Origin of the sequence: Gibbsiella dentisursi, assembly GCF_039539505.1 — a bacterium.
Lineage (GTDB): Bacteria > Pseudomonadota > Gammaproteobacteria > Enterobacterales > Enterobacteriaceae > Gibbsiella > Gibbsiella quercinecans.
Genome location: NZ_BAABDG010000002.1, coordinates 77,272 through 95,862 on the forward strand (window position 1 = coordinate 77,272; position 18,591 = coordinate 95,862).

Genomic DNA, 18,591 nt, shown 5'->3' on the forward strand with positions numbered 1-18,591 from the left:
AAAACGGATATTCGGGATGTCCTGGGCGGCCCGAATATCCGCTTTATGGCGCCGAAAGCGGAAGCCCGCGCGTTCCCAGCTACGGATTAGCATGCTCTCTGCCCACCGCGGGGCCGGCTTCTCGCGCCTGTTTAATCGAAGCGATGGCGCTTTTACATTGCCGTATTACCTGTTCAATGCCCTCATTTACGTTGATGCGGATAACATCGCGTTCAGTCGCATCCGGCCGCTCCAGCACCTCAAATTGGTTTTTCAGCAGTTCTATCGGCATAAAATGCCCGGTACGATCGGCCATGCGATTAAGAATGACGTGGTAATCGCCGTCCAGCCACAGGAAAACGATATGAGGGCTGCCTTTTCTGAGAACGTCGCGATAGCTTCTTTTAAGCGAAGAACAAACGATAAAGCCCATTTCATTTTTTTTAAAAAGGCTGTAAGAGGCGTCATTAAGCCTTGCAAGCCATGGCAACCGGTCTTCGTCAGTTAACGGGATCCCTTGCGACATCTTGTCAATGTTGCGGGCAGGATGCAGATCGTCGCCGTCTATGAATTTGGCACCGAGTTCATCTGCTAACTTTTTCCCGATCAACGATTTACCACTTCCTGAAACGCCCATCAAAATATAGCTTTCACCCGCCATTTTATTACCCCTGTTAAAGACAAAATCAAAAACATCCTACCCGGTATAACTGAATAAACTGATGTTTTAATCGGCTGGGAATATAAAAATATAACCGGCATCACGTTATGCGTAACATCCTGGTGTAACACCTGTTTAAAATCAACGGTGTTGTTTTTAAATATGGCGATATTTTTCCTGATAAAAATTTTAATAAATAAAAATAAACCAGCGTGAGAAGAATTTAAAAATGTATCGGGATGTTTTACTCTTTCTAATGTATTGATGGCGTAATGGATTGCCGCTAACAGGTAATAGACATAGCGCAACTATTTCAACGGCTATTTTTTGAATTTTGAGAGCTCGGTAATGATATGCGTAACATCCCAATGTAACATCCCTTTTGTGTGATTTTAATCACAAATTAAACGCGGTTTTGTTCGTTTAATAAGCCGCACATCAATAAAGGGAGCCAATATGAAAATTAACTCTATTGCCTGTGTGGTAACAGGCGAGCGGGCCGTTGCGCTTAAAAAATATGAACTGGAATATGAGAATAAAGGTACGCTGGTTAAAATCACCCGCGGCGGCATTTGTGGCTCGGACTTACATTATTATCAGCATGGCCGGGTGGGTAGTTATCCGGTGAAAATGCCAATGATTTTAGGGCACGAAGTGATTGGTATTGTCGAGAAATCCAGTGCGCCTTCTCTGGCCCCGGGTATGGCGGTGGCGATTAACCCAAGTAAACCCTGCCTTAAATGCGAATATTGTCTGGAGGGGAATACTAATCAGTGCCTGAATATGCGTTTTTTTGGCAGCGCAATGTATTTTCCTCACGTTGATGGCGGTTTTACGCAATATAAAATCGTGGAGAACGAACAGTGTATTCCTTTTAACCCTGCGGTGAGCGGCAATGTGATTGTTTTTGCTGAACCGCTGGCGGTGGCTATCCACGCGGTCAACCAGGCCGGCAGTGTTAAAGGCAAACGGGTTTTCGTTTCCGGGGTTGGCCCAATCGGCTGCCTGGTTGTGGCGGCCGCCAAGGCGTTGGGGGCCGAAGAGATTGTGGCAACGGATATCAGTGAACGTTGTTTGCAGCTTGCCCGCGCCATGGGGGCCGATAACACCTTTACCGCCGATGCGCCGGCACTGGCAGGCTATGAATCAGGCAAAGGCTTTTTTGATGTGGCATTCGAGGCTTCGGGCCATCCGGCTTCTATCAAACGCTGCGTTCAGGTCACCCGAGCAAAAGGGCACGTCGTGCAGGTGGGGATGGGGGGCGCAACCGCAGAGATCCCATTGATGGCGCTGATTGCCAAAGAAATTAACCTCATTGGCACGTTTCGTTTTACGGAAGAATTTAACACTGCAGTGCAATGGCTGGAGGAGAAAAAGATCAACCCGCTGCCCTTGCTCAGCGCGGAGTACCGGTTTGAAGATTTCCAGCAAGCGCTGAATTTCGCGGCGGACAAATCAGCCGCATCAAAAGTACAGCTCGTTTTTGCATAATATGGGGATGGATTGTGGATACTTTATTTTCTCTCAAAGATAGAAAAGCGTTAATTACCGGTTCGGCGCAAGGGATCGGCTTTTTATTGGCCCAGGGGCTTGGGCGCTATGGTGCAGAAATCATTATTAATGACATAACCGCAGAACGGGTCGATCAGGCGGTTACCCACCTGGAACAGCAGGGCATAAAAGCCTATGGCGTGCCTTTTGATGTGACGGACAGTCAACAGGTGCAGCATGGCGTTGCCGCAATTGAGCAACGTATTGGCCCGATCGATATTTTGATTAATAACGCGGGGATTCAGCGCCGCCATCCGTTTACTGAATTTCCTGAAGCTGAATGGGATGATGTGATCAGGGTAAATCAGAAATCGGTATTTATCGTTTCCCAAGCGGTTGCCAAACATATGGTTAAACGGCAACAAGGTAAAATTATCAATATTTGCTCTATGCAAAGCGAGCTTGGGCGCGACACCATCACACCTTATGCGGCCTCCAAGGGGGCGGTAAAAATGCTCACGCGTGGGATGTGCGTAGAATTAGCCAGATACAATATTCAAATTAATGGCATCGCGCCCGGCTATTTTAAAACTGAAATGACCAAGGCGTTGGTCGAAAACCGTGAATTTACAGACTGGTTATGTAAGCGCACTCCGGCCGCCCGCTGGGGGAACCCTGAGGAATTGATTGGCGCCGCTGTCTTTTTGTCTTCGAAAGCCTCTGACTTTGTAAATGGTCACCTGCTTTTCGTGGATGGAGGCATGTTGGTCGCCGTTTGATTCTGTGGCTGGGATATAAACTTCATAAAGGGTATCTATGCGTAATAACCGGATAAGTCTCCAGGATATAGCAAGCCTTGCGGGCGTGAGTAAAATGACCGTTAGCCGCTATCTACGTGAGCCCAAACAGGTGGCATCGGAAACCCGGCTGAAAATTGCAGAAATACTGGATGAGATGAATTACATACCAAGCAGAGCGCCCAATATTATGCTCAATGCAAAAAGTAATTCAATTGGCGTGCTGATACCCTCTTTCCAGAATCAGGTGTTTTCAGACATTCTTTCCGGCCTGGAGTTTATCACTAACCAGCATGGTTATCAGTTGTTAATTTCTGAATATAACTATTCCAGGGAGAATGAAGAAAAGCAGATTATCAATCTATTGTCATATGACATTGAAGGTATCGTGCTGTGCGAAAAAGTACACACCTTGCGTGCGCAAAGCTATTTAAGATCGTCGAAAATACCCGTTATTGAAATCATGGATACGCTGGAATCACAGATCGATATTGAAATTGGCTTTGATAATAAATTAGCGGCTTACCATATGGTGAATGCCATGATCCAGCATGGGAAAAAGCATATTTATTATTTCGGATCGCGTAACGATCAGCGCGATAACCAACGCTATCTTGGTTATCGCGCGGCAATGCAAGAGTCCGGTTTACTGGCTCGCCGTATATCACCTAACAGCATTTCATCATTTTCGCTGGGCGCGATGATGCTCAAAGATGTGTTGGCTGGGGCGCAAAAAGTCGACGGGATATTTTGCACCAATGACGATATTGCCGTTGGCGTATTGCAGGAGTGTTTGCGGCGTGGCATTCGGGTTCCGGAGCAGATGTCTATTGCCGGCTTCCATGGCCTTGATATTGGCAAAACGGTGACGCCTGTATTAGCCAGTGTAATCACTCCGCGCTTTGAAATTGGTAAAAAGTCGGCAGAGGTGATCATCAAAAAAATGGATGCTGCGAATGCCACACGTAGCGTTGATCTGGGCTTCAAGATATTTACCGGGGAAACGATATAACCCATTAATTAACGCGTTAAAGCGAGATAATTATGAGCAAAGAAGAACATATCCTGGTTGTTCAACCATTAATGGATGCGTTGGCAAACAGGTTGGCTAGCCGTTTTATCTGTCATAACCTTTATCAGTGCGAAAATAGCGATGAATATTTACGTCAGCACGGCGAAAAAATTCGCGGTGTTGCCACCCGTGGCGATGTTGGCTTATCCGCCGATGTGATGGCCAGGCTGCCTAGGCTGGAAATTATTTCAGTTTTTGGCGTGGGAACCGACGGTATTGATTTAGTCAAAGCGGCGGAAAGGGGGATTAACGTTACCGTTACCCGCGATATTTTAACTGATGATGTGGCGGATTTGGCGCTGGCTTTTATTTTGGCGCAGGCACGGCAATTATCCTATCAGGATAATTTCGCCCGAAGTGGTCAATGGTTAACGACATCCCCTCGCCTTGCCAGTAAAGTCAGCGGTAAAAAGATCGGGATTTTGGGGCTGGGGAAAATTGGCAAGGCAATTGCTAAACGCGCCAGCGCCTTTGATATGCACGTGGGCTATTGCGACAGAACCGTAAAATCGTCCGTTGAATATAGTTATTTCCCCGACGTGCAGGCGTTGGCGGCATTTTCAGATTTTCTGGTATTGGCCATGCCCGGTAATGAAAGTAACCGGAATTTGATTGATTCCGCCGTATTGCAGGCCTTGGGGCCCGATGGCACGTTGATTAACATTGCGCGCGGCTCGTTAGTTAATGAGCAACATCTTATTGAAGCTTTGCAATCAGGCACAATTAAGGCCGCGGCTTTGGATGTTTATCAGCATGAGCCGGAAATTCCACTGCCATTATTGCAGATGAATAATGTTTTACTCACGCCGCATATTGCCAGCGCAACGGTTGAAACCCGCCAGGCAATGGCAAATAACGTCTTTGATAACCTTGATCGTTACTTCACCGAAGGCAAGGCGATAACCGCGCTGGATTTACAGTAAGAAAAATAAATACGTGAAATATTACCCTTAAATAATGAGGTACGTTATGAATAATGAGTCCTCGACCCTGCACTGGAGCCGGCGCATTACGCGGCCGCAGTGGAAAGCATTCTGGGCTGCCTGGATCGGTTATATGCTTGATGGTTTTGATTTTGTCATTATCACCTTAGTGCTAACCGAAATCATGGCGGAGTTTAATATCCCGACGGTTGAAGCCGCCGGGCTGGTTTCCGCCGCTTTTATCTTAAGGTGGTTCGGCGGCCTGGCCCTGGGCGCCATGGGCGACCGGTTTGGCAGAAAGAGCGCCATGATTGCCAGCATTGTGATGTTTGCCGGCGGCACGGTCGCCTGTGGTTTAGCGCCTAATTACACTTGGATGTTCATCGCCAGGGTGATTGTCGGTGTTGGGATGGCCGGGGAATACGGCACAAGTTCCGCCTACGTGATCGAAAGCTGGCCCAAGGACATGCGTAATAAGGCCAGCGCGTTTCTTAACTCTGGTTTTTCCGCCGGCGCTATTCTTTCGGTAATGGCCTATAGCGTCATCGTGCCTTTATGGGGTTGGCGCGTATTATTTTATATCGGGATTATCCCAATCCTGTATGCGTTATGGTTGCGCCGCGCTATTCCCGAAGCCGAAGAATGGGCAAAAAATCGTGCCAAGAGCACCAAGCCCGTATTTACCATGGTTGATTTGTTATACCGCAATGGTAATGCGGCTAAAAGCGGCATGAATATCGCCATGTCTGTTATCGCTGCGGTGGCGCTGTATTTTTGTTTCGATCACAGTCGGCCTGCCGTACTGGTCGCTATTCTGGGGGTGATCACCACACTGATTTTTATTTCCTTTTTGGTACAAAGCGGCGGCAAAAAATGGCCCACCAGCTTAATGCTGACGGTGATTATTTTATGCGTATTTCTGTATGGCTGGCCGATACATGCGCTGTTGCCGACCTATTTAAAAACCGAGCTGCATTACACGCCTGAAATCGTGGCGCTGGTGTTCTCTTTCAGCCGATTCGGCATGGGGCTAGGCTGCTGTTTTGCCGGTATCGCCGGCGATTATTTCGGCACCAGAAAAACCTACGTCATCAGCCTGCTGATTGCCCAGATCATCATCATCCCGGTATTTGCCTTAACCGGCGGCAGCGTGTGGCTACTGTGCGCTTTGATTTTCTTGCAGCAGCTATTTAGCCAGGGCGTTGGCGGGCTGCTTGCCAAACTGATCAGCGGCTATTTCGATACCGACCAACGTGCAGCCAATTTGGGGTTCATTTACAACATTGGCTCTATGGGCGGGGCACTGGCGCCTGTTTTAGGCGCCTCCATTGCCCAACAATTCAGCCTGGGAACGGCGCTGAGTGGTTTGTCATTCTCGCTGACATTTGTCGTTATCCTGCTGATTGGCTTAGATATGCCGTCACGATTGCAACGCTGGCTGCGGCCAGAAGCGCTGCGTTATTACGACGCTGTTGACGGAACCCCTCTCACGGGCGCTTTCACGAAGAAGACCACCCCAGAGCAGATCGCTTTGGCCGAAAAAGTTCACAATTAATCACTTAGAGGATATTGGAATGGCTATTGGTAATCGTGTGTTTTTAAAAAGACCGATGGATGCACTCCCTTTGCTTGATGCATTCCGTCAACTCCCCGCGGCGGTGGTCGCCGATTGTATGAGCCGCATGCCGGCGTTGTCATCGGAAATAAAGCTGATGAGCGCGCCCCAAAAAGCCGTTATGTGCGGGTTAGCCGTCACCGTTAAAGCGCGCTCTGGCGATAATCTGATGTTGCATAAGGCCATGGATATTGCCGGCCGTGATGATGTGATTATTCTTTCGAACGAAGGGGACCGCAGCCAGTCGCTGATGGGCGAAGTGATGACCACCTATGCCCGCTACCGTGGTATCGAAGGGATCGTGCTGGATGCGCCGATTCGGGATATCGAAGGGATTTCAAAAATGGATTTTCCGCTGTATGCGGTCGGGCATACGCCAGGTGGCCCATTCAAGGATGGCCCGGGTGAAATTAATGTGCCGATCGCCTGTGGGAAAATTCATGTCTGCCCAGGGGATATTGTTATGGGCGATGCCGATGGGGTGATTATCATTCCGCGCCTGGATGCCGCGCGTATTCTGGAAGAGGCCCAGCAGTACCTGGTTGTGGATAATCACAACTTTGAACTGGCAAAATCCGGCGCCCTGGAGCGCACCTGGATTGATAAATTATTTGCGGCAAAAAACGTCGACGTCATCGACGATGTTTATTTCTGATTGTTCGGCACGTTTTAATACCCGCTAAATATCATGCCGGGGGTTAACGGATGTGGCGGTTAACCCCTGCGTGCTATTTAAAAAAGGAGCATGGCATGATTGTTGATTCATTGGCTTCGATTAAACACCATCCCGGACTGGATGCAGAGTTCCTAACCGCTTTGGAACAGGTAATGGCGCTGGATCTGTTTGATCTTGCGCCAGGTGATTATTCACTGGGAGCGGGAAAGATTCTGGTTAAGATGATGGACCGGCAATTAACGGCGCCAGCGGTTAAACCTTTTGAAATGCATCAGCGTGATATTGATATTCATATTCCGCTAAACGGCCCGGAAACGCTGGGGTATGTCTGCGGGGATGGACGAATGGAAAATATCACGCCCTATGATAAGGCCAGGGATATCTGTTTTGCGCAGGCGCAGCAGGGCGAAGCATGGTTGGTATTGCCCCCCGGCGGGTTGGTGATTTTCTTCCCGGGGGAATGGCATAAGCCTGCCTGTTATTTGGATTCAACCCATTTTCTGAGAAAGGCCGTGATCAAGATCGCCGCGCCTGGCCGCTATTAGCCATCCCGCCAATACGTAACCGGAGCCGGTTCATCCATAAGCGAAAATGTTGTGTATTGTATGCTATATTTTGTGCGCATTATGGCAATACAAAAGGATACTTAGCGTGAATCAGCCGGATCCCACAAGCGCCAAGCCACTGTATAAACAGCTTGAAGAAGCCCTGAAAGCAGCCATTTCAAGCGGCGAGTTTAAGCCTGGGCAGCAAATCCCAACCGAAAATGATCTCAGTGCCAGTTGGAAGGTCAGCCGGGTGACGGTGCGTAAAGCGCTTGATGCGCTCACGCGTGAAAATTTGCTCACCCGCGTTTCAGGTAAAGGGACGTTTGTCTCCGGTGAGAAATTCCAGCGCAGCATGGCAGGCATCATGAGCTTCAGCGAGTTGTGCCGTTCGCAGGGCTATCGCCCAGGGGCACGTACCATTAAATCCGTCTTTGAACCGGCGAATGAAGAAATACGCGAGCGGTTTAATATCAGCAAAGATGAGAAAGCCGTGGTGCTGGAGCGTATTCGTTATGCCGACGATGTGCCGGTCTCATTGGAGACGGTCTGGTTCCCGCCGTCTTTTGCTTTCCTGTTGGGCGAGGATCTAAACAATAACTCTTTGTATGATCTCCTGCGCGATAAGTACGATCTATGGTTTACCCATTCAAGCAAAGTGATCGAGCTGGTGTATGCCAACTTTGAAGTGGCTCATTATCTTGGTGTCGCTCAGCGCTATCCCTTAATCTCAATAAAAAGCGAGATGATTGATAATAAAGGGAAAGTATCATGTATTTCTCATCAGTTGATTGTGGGTGACAAAATCCGCTTCACGGTTTAATCACTGCTTCGCCGTTTAAATACCCCTGAGATCGGGATCTACATCGTGGATCCCGATTTTTTTGCGCGATTTTATTGATCTAAATGTATCCCAATGTTATATGATTAAACCAATACATTTAAATACATTAAGCGGCATTGTGTTGTGGCGCTGGATGTCTGTACAGACCCAAGGAGATCAGTATGAGTATCAAAGAAATTGTGAGCGGCATCGTGGAGAACAACGCGGCGAAAGGGGGGATCACGCATATTTACTACGTTGCCTGTGGGGGCTCTTATGCCGCATTTTACCCCGCGAAAGCCTTTATCGAGAAAGAGGCCAAAACACTCTCTGTTGGGCTGTACAACAGTGGCGAGTTTATCAATAACCCACCGGTTGCGCTGGCCGACAATGCCGTCGTCATCGTGGCTTCGCATAAGGGGAATACGCCAGAAACTATCCAGGCCGCCGCGCTGGCGCAAAGCCGTGGCGTACCGGTGATCGGCTTGACGTGGGTCACTGATTCCCCACTGGTGGCCCACTGTGATTTTGTTGAAACCTATAGCTTTGGCGAAGGTAAAGACATTGCGCAAGAGAAAACCATCAAAGGGTTGCTAAGTGCCGTAGAGTTCCTGCAGCAGACGGAAGGCTATATGCATTATGATGATTTCCAGGACGGGCTGAGCAAAATTAACCGTATTGTCTACCGCGCCTGTGAGCATTTGGAGAAACGCGCGTTGGCGTTCGCTGAAGAATATAAGGATGATAAGGTTATTTATACCCTGGCCAGCGGTGCCGGTTATGGCGCCGCCTATTTACAAAGCACCTGTATTTTTATGGAAATGCAGTGGATCCATTCCGCCTGCATTCACAGCGGTGAGTTCTTCCACGGCCCCTTTGAGATTACCGACGCCAACACGCCATTTTTCTTCCAGTTCTCTGAAGGCAGCACCCGCGCCGTGGACGAGCGCGCATTAACATTCCTGAAAAAATATGGTCGCCGTATTGAAGTCGTAGACGCCAAAGAGCTGGGCCTTTCCACCATTAAGCCGACCGTAATCGATTACTTTAACCACTCGCTGTTCAACAATGTCTACCCGGTTTATAACCGTGCGCTTGCTGATATTCGTCAGCATCCATTAACCACGCGCCGTTATATGTGGAAGGTGGAGTACTGATCTTATTTGGCGCGTTAATCGGGCAAGGATGCCATTGGCTGGATGATCGGATAAGGAACAACAATGAGCATAAAGGCGATTGGCATCGGCGATAACGTCGTTGATAAATACCTCCATTCCGGCATGATGTACCCTGGCGGCAACGCCCTCAACTTTGCGGTTTATACCCGCCAGGCCGGGATGGAGAGTGCGTTTCTGGGGGCGTTTGGCAGCGATGCCGCCGCCCGGCACGTACAGCAGACGTTAGACGAATTAGGCATTGATAGGCAGCGTTGCCGGCACTACAGCGGTGAGAATGGCTATGCCTGCATCCGGCTGGTGAACGGCGATCGGGAATTTGTCACCAGTAATAAAAATGGTGTGCTGCGCGAGCATCCGCTGGCGCTGGCAGCAACCGATCTGGACTACATCGCACAGTTTGATTTAGTGCACTCTAGCCTGAATGGCCATCTGGAAACAGAACTGGCCAAGATAAAAACATTACCCGTCACGTTATCTTTCGATTTTTCCTCACGGGGTACGGATGCTTATTTTAAGCAAGTTTGCCCGTGGGTGGATTATGGTTTTATTTCCTGTGGTGCGCTTACGGAAAATGAAACAAGGCAAAAGATAGATAAGCTATTTGATTCTGGCTGCCGGCATATTATCGCCACCCGTGGCCATGAGAAAGTTTATTATTTTTCGGGCGAAGAGGTTATTGCATGGCAGCCGGAATATATCGAACCAATAGATACGTTGGGCGCGGGGGATGCTTTCCTAACCGGCTTTATGCTGTCGATACTACAAGCCGGGCAGCCTGAAGCCGATAGAGAAATTGTACTTCGTGCTATGGCGGCGGGGGGCGCATTGGCACGCGGCGTTCTGCATCATTATGGCGCATTTGGTTTTGGGAAACCCTATTCCGATTAAACACCGCGCCCTTTAAATAAAAGTCTGGCATTAACTCCGTAATTATCAGGGGGTAAATATGTTTTGGACGGAACTCGGTTTTATTCTTGTGGCTCTGATGTTTGGTGCCCGAGTCGGTGGTGTCTTTTTAGGGATGATCGGGGGATTTGGCGTTGGCATCCTGGTATTTGTTTTCGGCCTGACGCCTTCTTCACCACCGATTGATGTTATTCTGATTATTCTCTCGGTTGTATTGGCTGCTTCTTCTTTGCAAGCCTCCGGCGGGTTGGATCTTCTGGTTCGGCTGGCGGAAAGTATGCTGCGCCGCCATCCTCGCTATATCACGTTGCTGGCGCCGTTTATCTGTTATTTCTTTACCTTCATGTCGGGTACCGGGCACGTTGTCTACAGCTTGCTGCCGGTTATCTCTGAAGTTTCCCGTGATTCGGGCAATCGTCCGGAACGGCCGCTGTCCATATCGGTGATTGCCTCGCAACAGGCGATCACGGCAAGCCCGATTTCCGCCGCGATGGCGGCGATGGTCGGCCTGCTGGCCCCGCTGGGGGTTTCGATTTCCACCATTATGATGATTTGCGTACCCGCGACGTTAATTGGCGTTGCGGCAGGCGCTATCGCAACCTTTAATAAAGGCAAAGAGTTAAAGGACGATCCTGAATACCAGCGCAGGTTGAGCGAAGGGTTGTTAAAACCGATCGGTAAAACGGAAAGGGCAGCTGTGCTGGCCCCGCATGCGAAACTGTCCGTGCTGTTGTTTTTGACCGGCGCCGTAGTGATTGTGCTGTTGGGGTTGATTCCAGGGCTGCGCCCGCTGGTGGAAACGGCAAAAGGGTTGCAGCCGCTGTCGATGTCTGCCGCAATCCAAATGGTGATGTTGTCGTTTGCCTGCCTGATCGTATTGCTGTGCCGCCCACCCGTCGATCACATCCTGAGTGGCTCGGTATTTCGCGCGGGTGCATTGGCGATCGTCTGTGCCTTCGGCCTTGCCTGGATGAGCGAAACGTTCGTCAGCAGCCATATTGATCTGATTAAGGCCGAGGTGCAGGTGCTGCTTCAGGAACATACCTGGCTGATTGCCATCATGATGTTCTTTGTTTCGGCCATGGTCAGTAGCCAGGCCGCGACCACGTTGATTTTGCTGCCGTTGGGGCTGGCGCTGGGGTTGCCGCTTTATGCACTCATCGGCTCATGGCCGGCGGTGAACGGTTATTTCTTGATCCCGGTCGCCGGGCAGTGCCTGGCTGCGCTGGCTTTCGACGACACCGGCACTACCCGTATTGGTAAATATGTGCTTAACCACAGTTTTATGCGCCCCGGCCTGGTGAATGTGATCGTCTCGGTCGTGGTCGGGTTAGCCATCGGCAAATTTGTCATACCGTAATGGGGGATCGGTGGCCCCTCTGGCGGTACCCGTGCGGAATAAACGCGTTATACCCTTCATACTTCAAGTTGTAGGGTATATATGGGTCTAATGAAATAGCGCTCCAGCCCCTAAGCTTATTGCGGCTCAATACGGTTTCTGCCGTTGCGTTTGGCCTCATACAGCGCAATATCCGCCTTATTGAGCAACAGGTTATAGTCCGGGAGCCCATTATGTTGCGCATACCCGATGCTTACCGTGATGGGCAGCGTTTTCCCGGCAACGCCTTCAAAAGGCGTGCTGCTAATGATCCGGCGGATGCGCTCCAACAACGTATAGGTTTCCGACTGGCCGGCTTCAACCAGCACAATCAGGAACTCTTCCCCACCGTAGCGGAACAGATAATCGCTGGAGCGAATATTATCGCTGAGCAGGTTGGCGATGTGCGTCAGCGCGCGATCGCCCACGGTATGCCCCCACTCATCGTTCACCTGTTTGAAATGATCCACATCGATGATGGCGACGCTAAGCGGCAAATGGTTTTCCATCGCCAGGCTGACTTCGTGCTTGAGGACAATTGGCAGGTAGCGCTTGTTGAGCAAATTCGTCAGGGCATCTTTGCCGTCTTGCATATGCGATGCTTCGTTAAACAGCATCTCCATGTGGGTATTAATTTGCTGGCAGCTGCTATGGATGACGCGTAGCAGTTCCTGCATTTTTTTTACCGGCATTTCCGCCGTGGTATCAATGCTATCCACTTTTTCATCAATCTGCGTCATCAACTGGCGCATTTGCTGAACCTGCTGGTTTTCGCCAAAGTGGCGCACACATTTATGGCGGAACCACAGGCCATAGCTGGATTCGGAAATGTTGACCAGCGGCTCCGTTTGCCGTGCGCCGCTCACCAGGCTGTAAATCACCGAGTTTTCCCAGTTGGAAAGGGCCGTCTGTTGCTTGCCTTGCTCCAGATGCGCGTTATTCATCAACACATGCAGGCGGTAAGATTCTTCATTACGTGTTGCCAGGTAATGCGACATCGCATAGGCGTGGCTCATCATTTCGATCGCGATATCAATCGCCATCGCGGCATAATGCATCACCTGTAAACTGAGGGAGGGATCCAGGCTGCGGCTGGTAACGTAGTCAAAGATGCCGTACTTCAATTGCCGGGCGCCACGTTGCACAAATTCAACGGGAATGCCGATGCGGGCATGGACGCCGCCCACGTGGTATTGCTGTTGCGCCAGCGCTTCGAGCTGGTTTTCGCCGTGGGTCAGAACGGCCTTGACCCATTTGGAAAGAGAACGGCTTAGCCGTTCTTGCACCAGTTCATAGGATAAGTGCCGCGCAATAGCCGGATCTTTAAACAAACTTTCATAAAACTTGTTGGCCAGATCGTCAGATTGCTCTTCCGCAATCTGCTGCAAAACCACGATCGCCGCTTGCGGGAGCTCTGCGCGTAAGGGCTGCCACTCTTGAAGAATAACAGAGATATATTGTTCGATTTCTTTCTGCATCTTTAATTAAGCCAACAGGTTATCTGAAAGTTATGCTGCAAATAATTTCATCTATCGTAGCATACCTGTTGTAATAGGCTTGGATTGCGGCCGAATTATTTTGGCTATATTTCAGCGCCTGGTAACCCCCCTCATTCTTTTCCACCGCGCCGCCGCCACTGCGCCAGAAAAACCCGCGTTACCGTACCCTTTTCGCCATCGGCGCCCTCTGTTTAACGGTTCTGCATATACCACTATCTTGTTTTAAATGATTTTTTTAGCAAAGCGATGCCGGAATTGAGCTAAGCCAGCGCTGGCGCGGCGCAGCGGGATAAATGCGTCTTTTGCAGTGGGCATATTCAAGAAATGCATTAGTCAAGCGCAGCAAAGGACTGTTTGATAGCCACATGTTTTCATTGATTAAACAGGTTGCTATGGCACAACTGCTGCTCTTGAAAAGGCGACTGCTGGCGCCGCCGATGTGGCATATAAATCTGTGGCCTTTACTGCTGCCGGCGGCGCTGTTTGCCCTGTGGCAGTTGGCGGCGCAGTACCAGTGGATGCCGGAACAAATCCTGCCGGCGCCGCGGGTGGTGTTGGCAACGGCGAGCGCGCTTTGGCAGGGCGATCTGCTTGCCCAGTGGTGGGTGAGCCTGCAGCGCCTGGCGCTGGGGCTACTGCTCGGCGTGGTGGCCGGCACGCTGCTCGGCGGGCTATTCGGGCTATCGCGCCGCAGCGCGCAATACCTGGAACCGATGTTCTACACCTTGGCGCAAATCCCCACTCTGGGGTGGATCCCGCTATTTATGGTGCTGTTCGGCATCGACGATGGGCTGAAAATGGCGGTGATCGTCAAGGCGGTTATCGTGCCCGTCACACTGAACACACAGCAGGCGCTGGCCGCGGTGCCGCTCGGTTTAAGCGAAGTGGCGCACGTGGTGCGCCTGAATGGATGGCAGCGTTTTCGCCTGCTGTTGGTGCCCGCCAGCCTGCCGGGGTGGTTTACCGGGGTGCATCTGGCGCTTTCCCAGGCGTGGATCTCGCTGATCGTGGTTGAACTGTTGGCCTCTTCCCAGGGGATTGGCTACCTGATGGTCTGGGGGCGCCAGCTTTTTCAACTCGATATCGTGTTTGTCGCGATCGCCGTTATCGGCATCAGTGGCCTGGTGATGGAATGGGGAACGCACCGGTTGTATCAGCGGCTGGTTTTTTGGCCGCAGCCCGCGCTTAGCCGGCAACTGCACCGCCGGCAGGCGCGGCTGGCCGGGCTCGTGCTGCCGGTGCTGCTGGTGGCGCTCTGGCAGCTTGCCAGCCGCCATGACTGGATCGATCCGCTGTTGCTCTCTTCGCCGCTGGCGGTGGTTGAGCGCCTGATCCGCGGCCTGCAAAACGGCGAACTGTTACAGGCGATGGGGCAAAGCCTGGGCCGTGCGCTGCTGGGAGGCGCGGCCGGGATTGTGCTGGGCTTTGCCGGTGGCCTGGCCTGTGCGTTAAGGCCCACCGTCGGCGCGGTTTTTTCCCCCACGCTGAACGTGTTGCGCCAGATCGCGCTGTTTGCCTGGTTGCCGTTGCTCACCGCCTGGGTGGGCAACGACAACCCCGGCAAAGTGGTATTCGTGATGCTGGCGGCCTTCTTCCCGATGTTTTTTAGCACCCTGAAGGCTGTTGCCCGGCGCGATCCGCAACTGGATGAAGTGGCGAAGGTTTTGCGCCTCAAAGGCGCCGACTACCTGCGCTTACTGATTTTGCCCGGCGCCGCCCCCGGTATTTTTGCTGGCCTGCGTCTGGCGTTGCTTTATGCCTGGCTGGGCAACATCGGCGCGGAGTATTTCATGTCATCGGGCGTAGGTATCGGCAGCCTGATGATCAATGCGCAACAGCTTCTTGATATGCCGACGATTTTCTGCGGCATGTTACTTATCGGCATCACCGGGGCGCTGCTTGATAAAACGGGCCGCGTGTTGGAAGCATCCGCCACGCGCTGGCGACGGCAGGAGCAAATATGACGGCATCTTCTACGGTTGTGGCGTTTCGCCACGTTAAAAAACAGTGGCAACACCTGACGGCTATCGACAATTTTTCGTTGGATATTCAACGCGGTGAATTGGTGGCGCTGGTCGGCAGCAGCGGGTGCGGTAAATCGACGTTGCTGCGCCTGCTGGTCGGCCTGGATGGTGATTTTCAAGGGGAGATCCGCGTTAACGGCCAACCGGTGCGGGGCACCGGGCGCGACAGAGGGATCGTGTTTCAGGAACCGCGCCTGTTCCCCTGGCTGAACGTTGAGCAAAACGTGGCGCTGGGGCTGGCGGATGAACCGATAAGCCAGGCCGAGAAGCGCCAACGGATAAGCCATATTCTTTCACTGGTGCAACTGAGTGAATTCACGCGTTCCTTGCCGGCGCAGCTCTCCGGCGGGATGGCCCAGCGCGTGGCGATCGCCCGCGGGTTGGTCGCCCGCCCCGAGATCCTGATGCTGGATGAACCTTTTGGCGCGCTGGATGCGTTAACGCGCCAGCAGATGCAGCAGGAATTGCTGCGCATTCATCAAAGCCAGGGCACCACCACCCTGATCGTTACCCACGACGTGGAGGAGGCGGTGGCGCTGGCAGACCGGGTCGTGGTGCTTTCGCCCAGGCCGGGGCGGATTTTGGATGTCGTCACCGTGGCACTGGCCCAGCCGCGCGATCGGGACAGCGCGGAATTTGGCGCCTGCTGCGCCCGCATCCGCAGCCTGATAACGCAGCCACACCTCGGTTCGCATTAACCCCCAACGCAGGCGGCATTACACGCAATTCCCTGGCGCTAGGCGCATACAGAGAAGGCCGCCGCCTGCGGTTTGGGCAACGTTTTAAGCCTGCGGGCATCACTTAATGAAAACAGGAGAAAACAGCAATGGGGCATCCCTCTGTTTACCCAACCGGCACCACGATTTATAACCCGGAAAAAGCCTGGAGCGGTTACACCGTATTTCAGGCGGTGGAAAGCGGCGCCGTGTTGACGGACATGAACGGGCGCGAGCTGCGCCACTGGCCAAATTTGCACGGTTTCCCGAACAAGATCTTCCCCGGCGGCGTGATCCTGGGCCACCTGAGCGAGCGCGATCCCCGCTACGGCATGCAGGATATGGCGGATCTGGTGCAGGTTGACTGGGAAGGCAATATTACCTGGCGCTTCGATCGCTATGAAGAAATACGCGATCCCGGCAATCCGGTGCGCTGGATGGCGCGGGCGCACCATGATTACCAGCGTGCGGGTAACCCGGTGGGGTATTATGCGCCCGGCCTGGAGCCACAGGTTGAGGGGGGTAATACCCTGATACTTGCGCACAAGAACCTGCACAACCCGGAAATCAGCGACAAGCTGCTGCTGGATGACACCATTATCGAAGTCGACTGGCAGGGCAATATTGTTTGGGAATGGCGCTGCAGCGATCACTTTGCCGAGCTTGGTTTTGACGCAGCCGCGCGCGAAGCGATCCGCAACAACCCCAATATGCGCGCCAGCGGCGGCGGCATGGGGGACTGGATGCACATCAACTCCATGTCCACGCTGGGGCCGAACAAATGGTTTGACGCCGGGGATACCCGGTTCCACCCGGACAACATCATCTGGGACGCGCGTGAATCAAATATCATCGCCATTATTGATAAGCCGAGCGGTAAGATCGTCTGGCAACTGGGCCCGGACTACAGCAAACCGGAATTGAAACACCTGGGGTGGATTATCGGCCAGCACCATGCGCACATGGTTCCCGCCGGCCTGCCGGGCGCCGGCAATATTTTGGTGTTTGATAACGGCGGCTGGGCCGGGTATGGCGCGCCTAACCCGGCATCGCCGGATGGGGTGAAAAACGCCTGGCGCGATTACTCGCGGGTGCTGGAAATCAACCCGGTGACGCTGGATATTGAATGGCGCTATTCCCCTTATGAAGCCGGTATCCCACAGCCGACAGACTCTTACCGTTTCTACAGCCCGTATATCAGCAATATTCAACGGCTGCCGAACGGCAACACGTTGATCAATGAAGGATCGAACGGCCGTATTTTTGAAGTGACGCAGGAGCACGAGATCGTCTGGGAATACATCTCCCCGTACTGGGGCAAGGCGCTCAACAACAACATGGTTTATCGCGCCTACCGCGTGCCGTATGCGTGGATCCCGCAACTGGCGCAGCCGGAAGAGACCGCCATCGCCGCGCCAGACGTTTCGCAACTGCGCCAACCGGGCGCGGCGGGGCGCAGCGGTTTTGCCAGCGTGGTGCAGGTTGAGGGCGCCCTGCCTTACAGCAAAAGCGGCGACGCGCTCTGCGTGGCCACCGACAACGATACGCTGCGCCGCAGCCCAAAAGTGTTCCGCGTTGATGCCGAAGGCTTTAGCCGGATTGATCACCCAGACAGCGCACAGCTTGAGCAGGGCAACGTATTGCTGTTTGTCGGCGCTGAACGTTGCATTCACTGCCGCAACCTGTGGCGCAAGCTCAATGAGCCAGCGCTTGCCGCCGGCCTGGCGCAGCGGCCGCGTTACTATCTGGATGCCGATCGTTTCCCTGAACTGGCGGCGCGCTTTGGCGTGCGCGGGCTACCGGCGCTGCTGCTGTTGAAAGACGGCGAGGTGATCGATAGGGCCAAAAACGGCTTAACCAGCGGCCAGTTGGCACAATGGTTGGCGCTATAACAACATAAACATAGCCGAGATAATCACCGGGGCCGGTGCCGTATTAATTTATGGCTCTGGCCCGTATTAATTATACCCTTCATACTTCAAGTTGCAGGTGTGTTGGCTTTATTACTCGGCCCATCCTTGGGCCTCGCCCCAAAGGGGCCGCTGCTAACAGCGTTCAAATCTGCTCCTGGCAGATTTGTCGCTCACCCCAGTCACTTACTTCAGTAAGCTCCTGGGGACTCGCTGCGTTGCCGCATGATTCGGCCATACGGCCTCACCCCTTCGGGGCCAGCGCTAACGCTGTTCAAAAACGCTTTTGCATTTTTGTCCTGCAACTCGAATTATTTGGGGTATAGAATTTATAAATTAATGGGGAGGATAATTTAATAATCTTGCGATAATGGCGCATGCGTTAAATCGATGGTGTG

16 protein-coding genes are annotated in these 18,591 nt (G+C 52.3%); 14 read left to right on the top strand and 2 right to left on the bottom strand.

From position 1 onward, the window contains the following. Positions 1–79: 79 nt before the first annotated feature. The gene (gene idnK, locus ABFX35_RS00755; protein ID WP_279026981.1) at positions 80–640 is read right to left on the bottom strand and encodes a gluconokinase; all 561 of its coding nucleotides are present in this window, start codon (positions 638–640) and stop codon (positions 80–82) included. 456 nt (positions 641–1,096) lie between these two features. Between idnK and idnD the strand changes: the two genes are divergently transcribed. The 11 genes from idnD (at position 1,097) to ABFX35_RS00810 (ending at position 12,026) form a co-directional block, all read left to right on the top strand. After that, the gene (gene idnD / locus ABFX35_RS00760) at positions 1,097–2,131 is read left to right on the top strand and encodes an L-idonate 5-dehydrogenase (RefSeq protein WP_279026977.1); all 1,035 of its coding nucleotides are present in this window, start codon (positions 1,097–1,099) and stop codon (positions 2,129–2,131) included. A gap of 14 nt (positions 2,132–2,145) precedes the next feature. Then, entirely contained in the window at positions 2,146–2,910 is a 765-nt protein-coding gene (idnO, locus tag ABFX35_RS00765) for a gluconate 5-dehydrogenase (protein WP_279026976.1), read from the top strand. A gap of 37 nt (positions 2,911–2,947) precedes the next feature. Then, entirely contained in the window at positions 2,948–3,940 is a 993-nt protein-coding gene (idnR, locus tag ABFX35_RS00770; RefSeq protein WP_095845779.1) for a DNA-binding transcriptional regulator IdnR, read from the top strand. Between the two features lie 32 nt (positions 3,941–3,972). Continuing rightward, on the top strand, positions 3,973–4,923 hold the full coding sequence (locus ABFX35_RS00775; RefSeq protein WP_346078600.1) for a 2-hydroxyacid dehydrogenase: 951 nt from the start codon (positions 3,973–3,975) through the stop codon (positions 4,921–4,923). 46 nt (positions 4,924–4,969) lie between these two features. After that, positions 4,970–6,478, top strand: a complete 1,509-nt coding sequence (locus ABFX35_RS00780; protein ID WP_095845777.1) for an MFS transporter — start codon at positions 4,970–4,972, stop codon at positions 6,476–6,478. A gap of 19 nt (positions 6,479–6,497) precedes the next feature. Continuing rightward, complete coding sequence (locus ABFX35_RS00785) at positions 6,498–7,193, top strand: RraA family protein (protein WP_095845776.1); 696 nt, start codon at positions 6,498–6,500, stop codon at positions 7,191–7,193. A 95-nt stretch (positions 7,194–7,288) separates the two neighbouring features. Next, positions 7,289–7,759 carry a NanQ anomerase/TabA/YiaL family protein gene (locus tag ABFX35_RS00790; protein ID WP_346078603.1) on the top strand — a complete coding sequence of 157 codons (471 nt, stop codon included), beginning with the start codon at positions 7,289–7,291 and terminating at the stop codon, positions 7,757–7,759. Between the two features lie 46 nt (positions 7,760–7,805). After that, on the top strand, positions 7,806–8,582 hold the full coding sequence (locus tag ABFX35_RS00795) for a GntR family transcriptional regulator (RefSeq protein ID WP_346078604.1): 777 nt from the start codon (positions 7,806–7,808) through the stop codon (positions 8,580–8,582). Between the two features lie 182 nt (positions 8,583–8,764). Continuing rightward, on the top strand, positions 8,765–9,739 hold the full coding sequence (gene fraB / locus ABFX35_RS00800; protein ID WP_346078606.1) for a 6-phosphofructose-aspartate deglycase: 975 nt from the start codon (positions 8,765–8,767) through the stop codon (positions 9,737–9,739). A 63-nt stretch (positions 9,740–9,802) separates the two neighbouring features. Further along, a complete protein-coding gene (locus tag ABFX35_RS00805) occupies positions 9,803–10,648 on the top strand; it encodes a fructoselysine 6-kinase (RefSeq protein ID WP_346078608.1) in 846 nt (281 codons plus the stop codon). A 58-nt stretch (positions 10,649–10,706) separates the two neighbouring features. Continuing rightward, positions 10,707–12,026: an anaerobic C4-dicarboxylate transporter family protein gene (locus ABFX35_RS00810; protein ID WP_279026962.1), complete on the top strand. Its 1,320-nt coding sequence runs from the start codon at positions 10,707–10,709 to the stop codon at positions 12,024–12,026. A 116-nt stretch (positions 12,027–12,142) separates the two neighbouring features. Here ABFX35_RS00810 and ABFX35_RS00815 read toward each other — a convergent pair whose 3' ends face one another. Further along, on the bottom strand, positions 12,143–13,522 hold the full coding sequence (locus ABFX35_RS00815; protein ID WP_279026961.1) for a diguanylate cyclase: 1,380 nt from the start codon (positions 13,520–13,522) through the stop codon (positions 12,143–12,145). A gap of 413 nt (positions 13,523–13,935) precedes the next feature. Here ABFX35_RS00815 and ABFX35_RS00820 point away from each other — a divergent pair, with 413 nt between their 5' ends. The 3 genes from ABFX35_RS00820 (at position 13,936) to ABFX35_RS00830 (ending at position 18,175) form a co-directional block, all read left to right on the top strand. Next, entirely contained in the window at positions 13,936–15,507 is a 1,572-nt protein-coding gene (locus ABFX35_RS00820) for an ABC transporter permease (RefSeq protein WP_346078611.1), read from the top strand. After that, positions 15,504–16,265 (top strand): ABC transporter ATP-binding protein, encoded by a 762-nt coding sequence (locus ABFX35_RS00825; protein WP_346078613.1) that lies wholly within the window; start codon positions 15,504–15,506, stop codon positions 16,263–16,265. Before ABFX35_RS00820 ends, ABFX35_RS00825 begins: the two co-directional genes overlap by 4 nt. A gap of 128 nt (positions 16,266–16,393) precedes the next feature. Next, on the top strand, positions 16,394–18,175 hold the full coding sequence (locus ABFX35_RS00830; protein ID WP_346078615.1) for an aryl-sulfate sulfotransferase: 1,782 nt from the start codon (positions 16,394–16,396) through the stop codon (positions 18,173–18,175). The last annotated feature ends 416 nt before the right edge of the window (positions 18,176–18,591 follow it).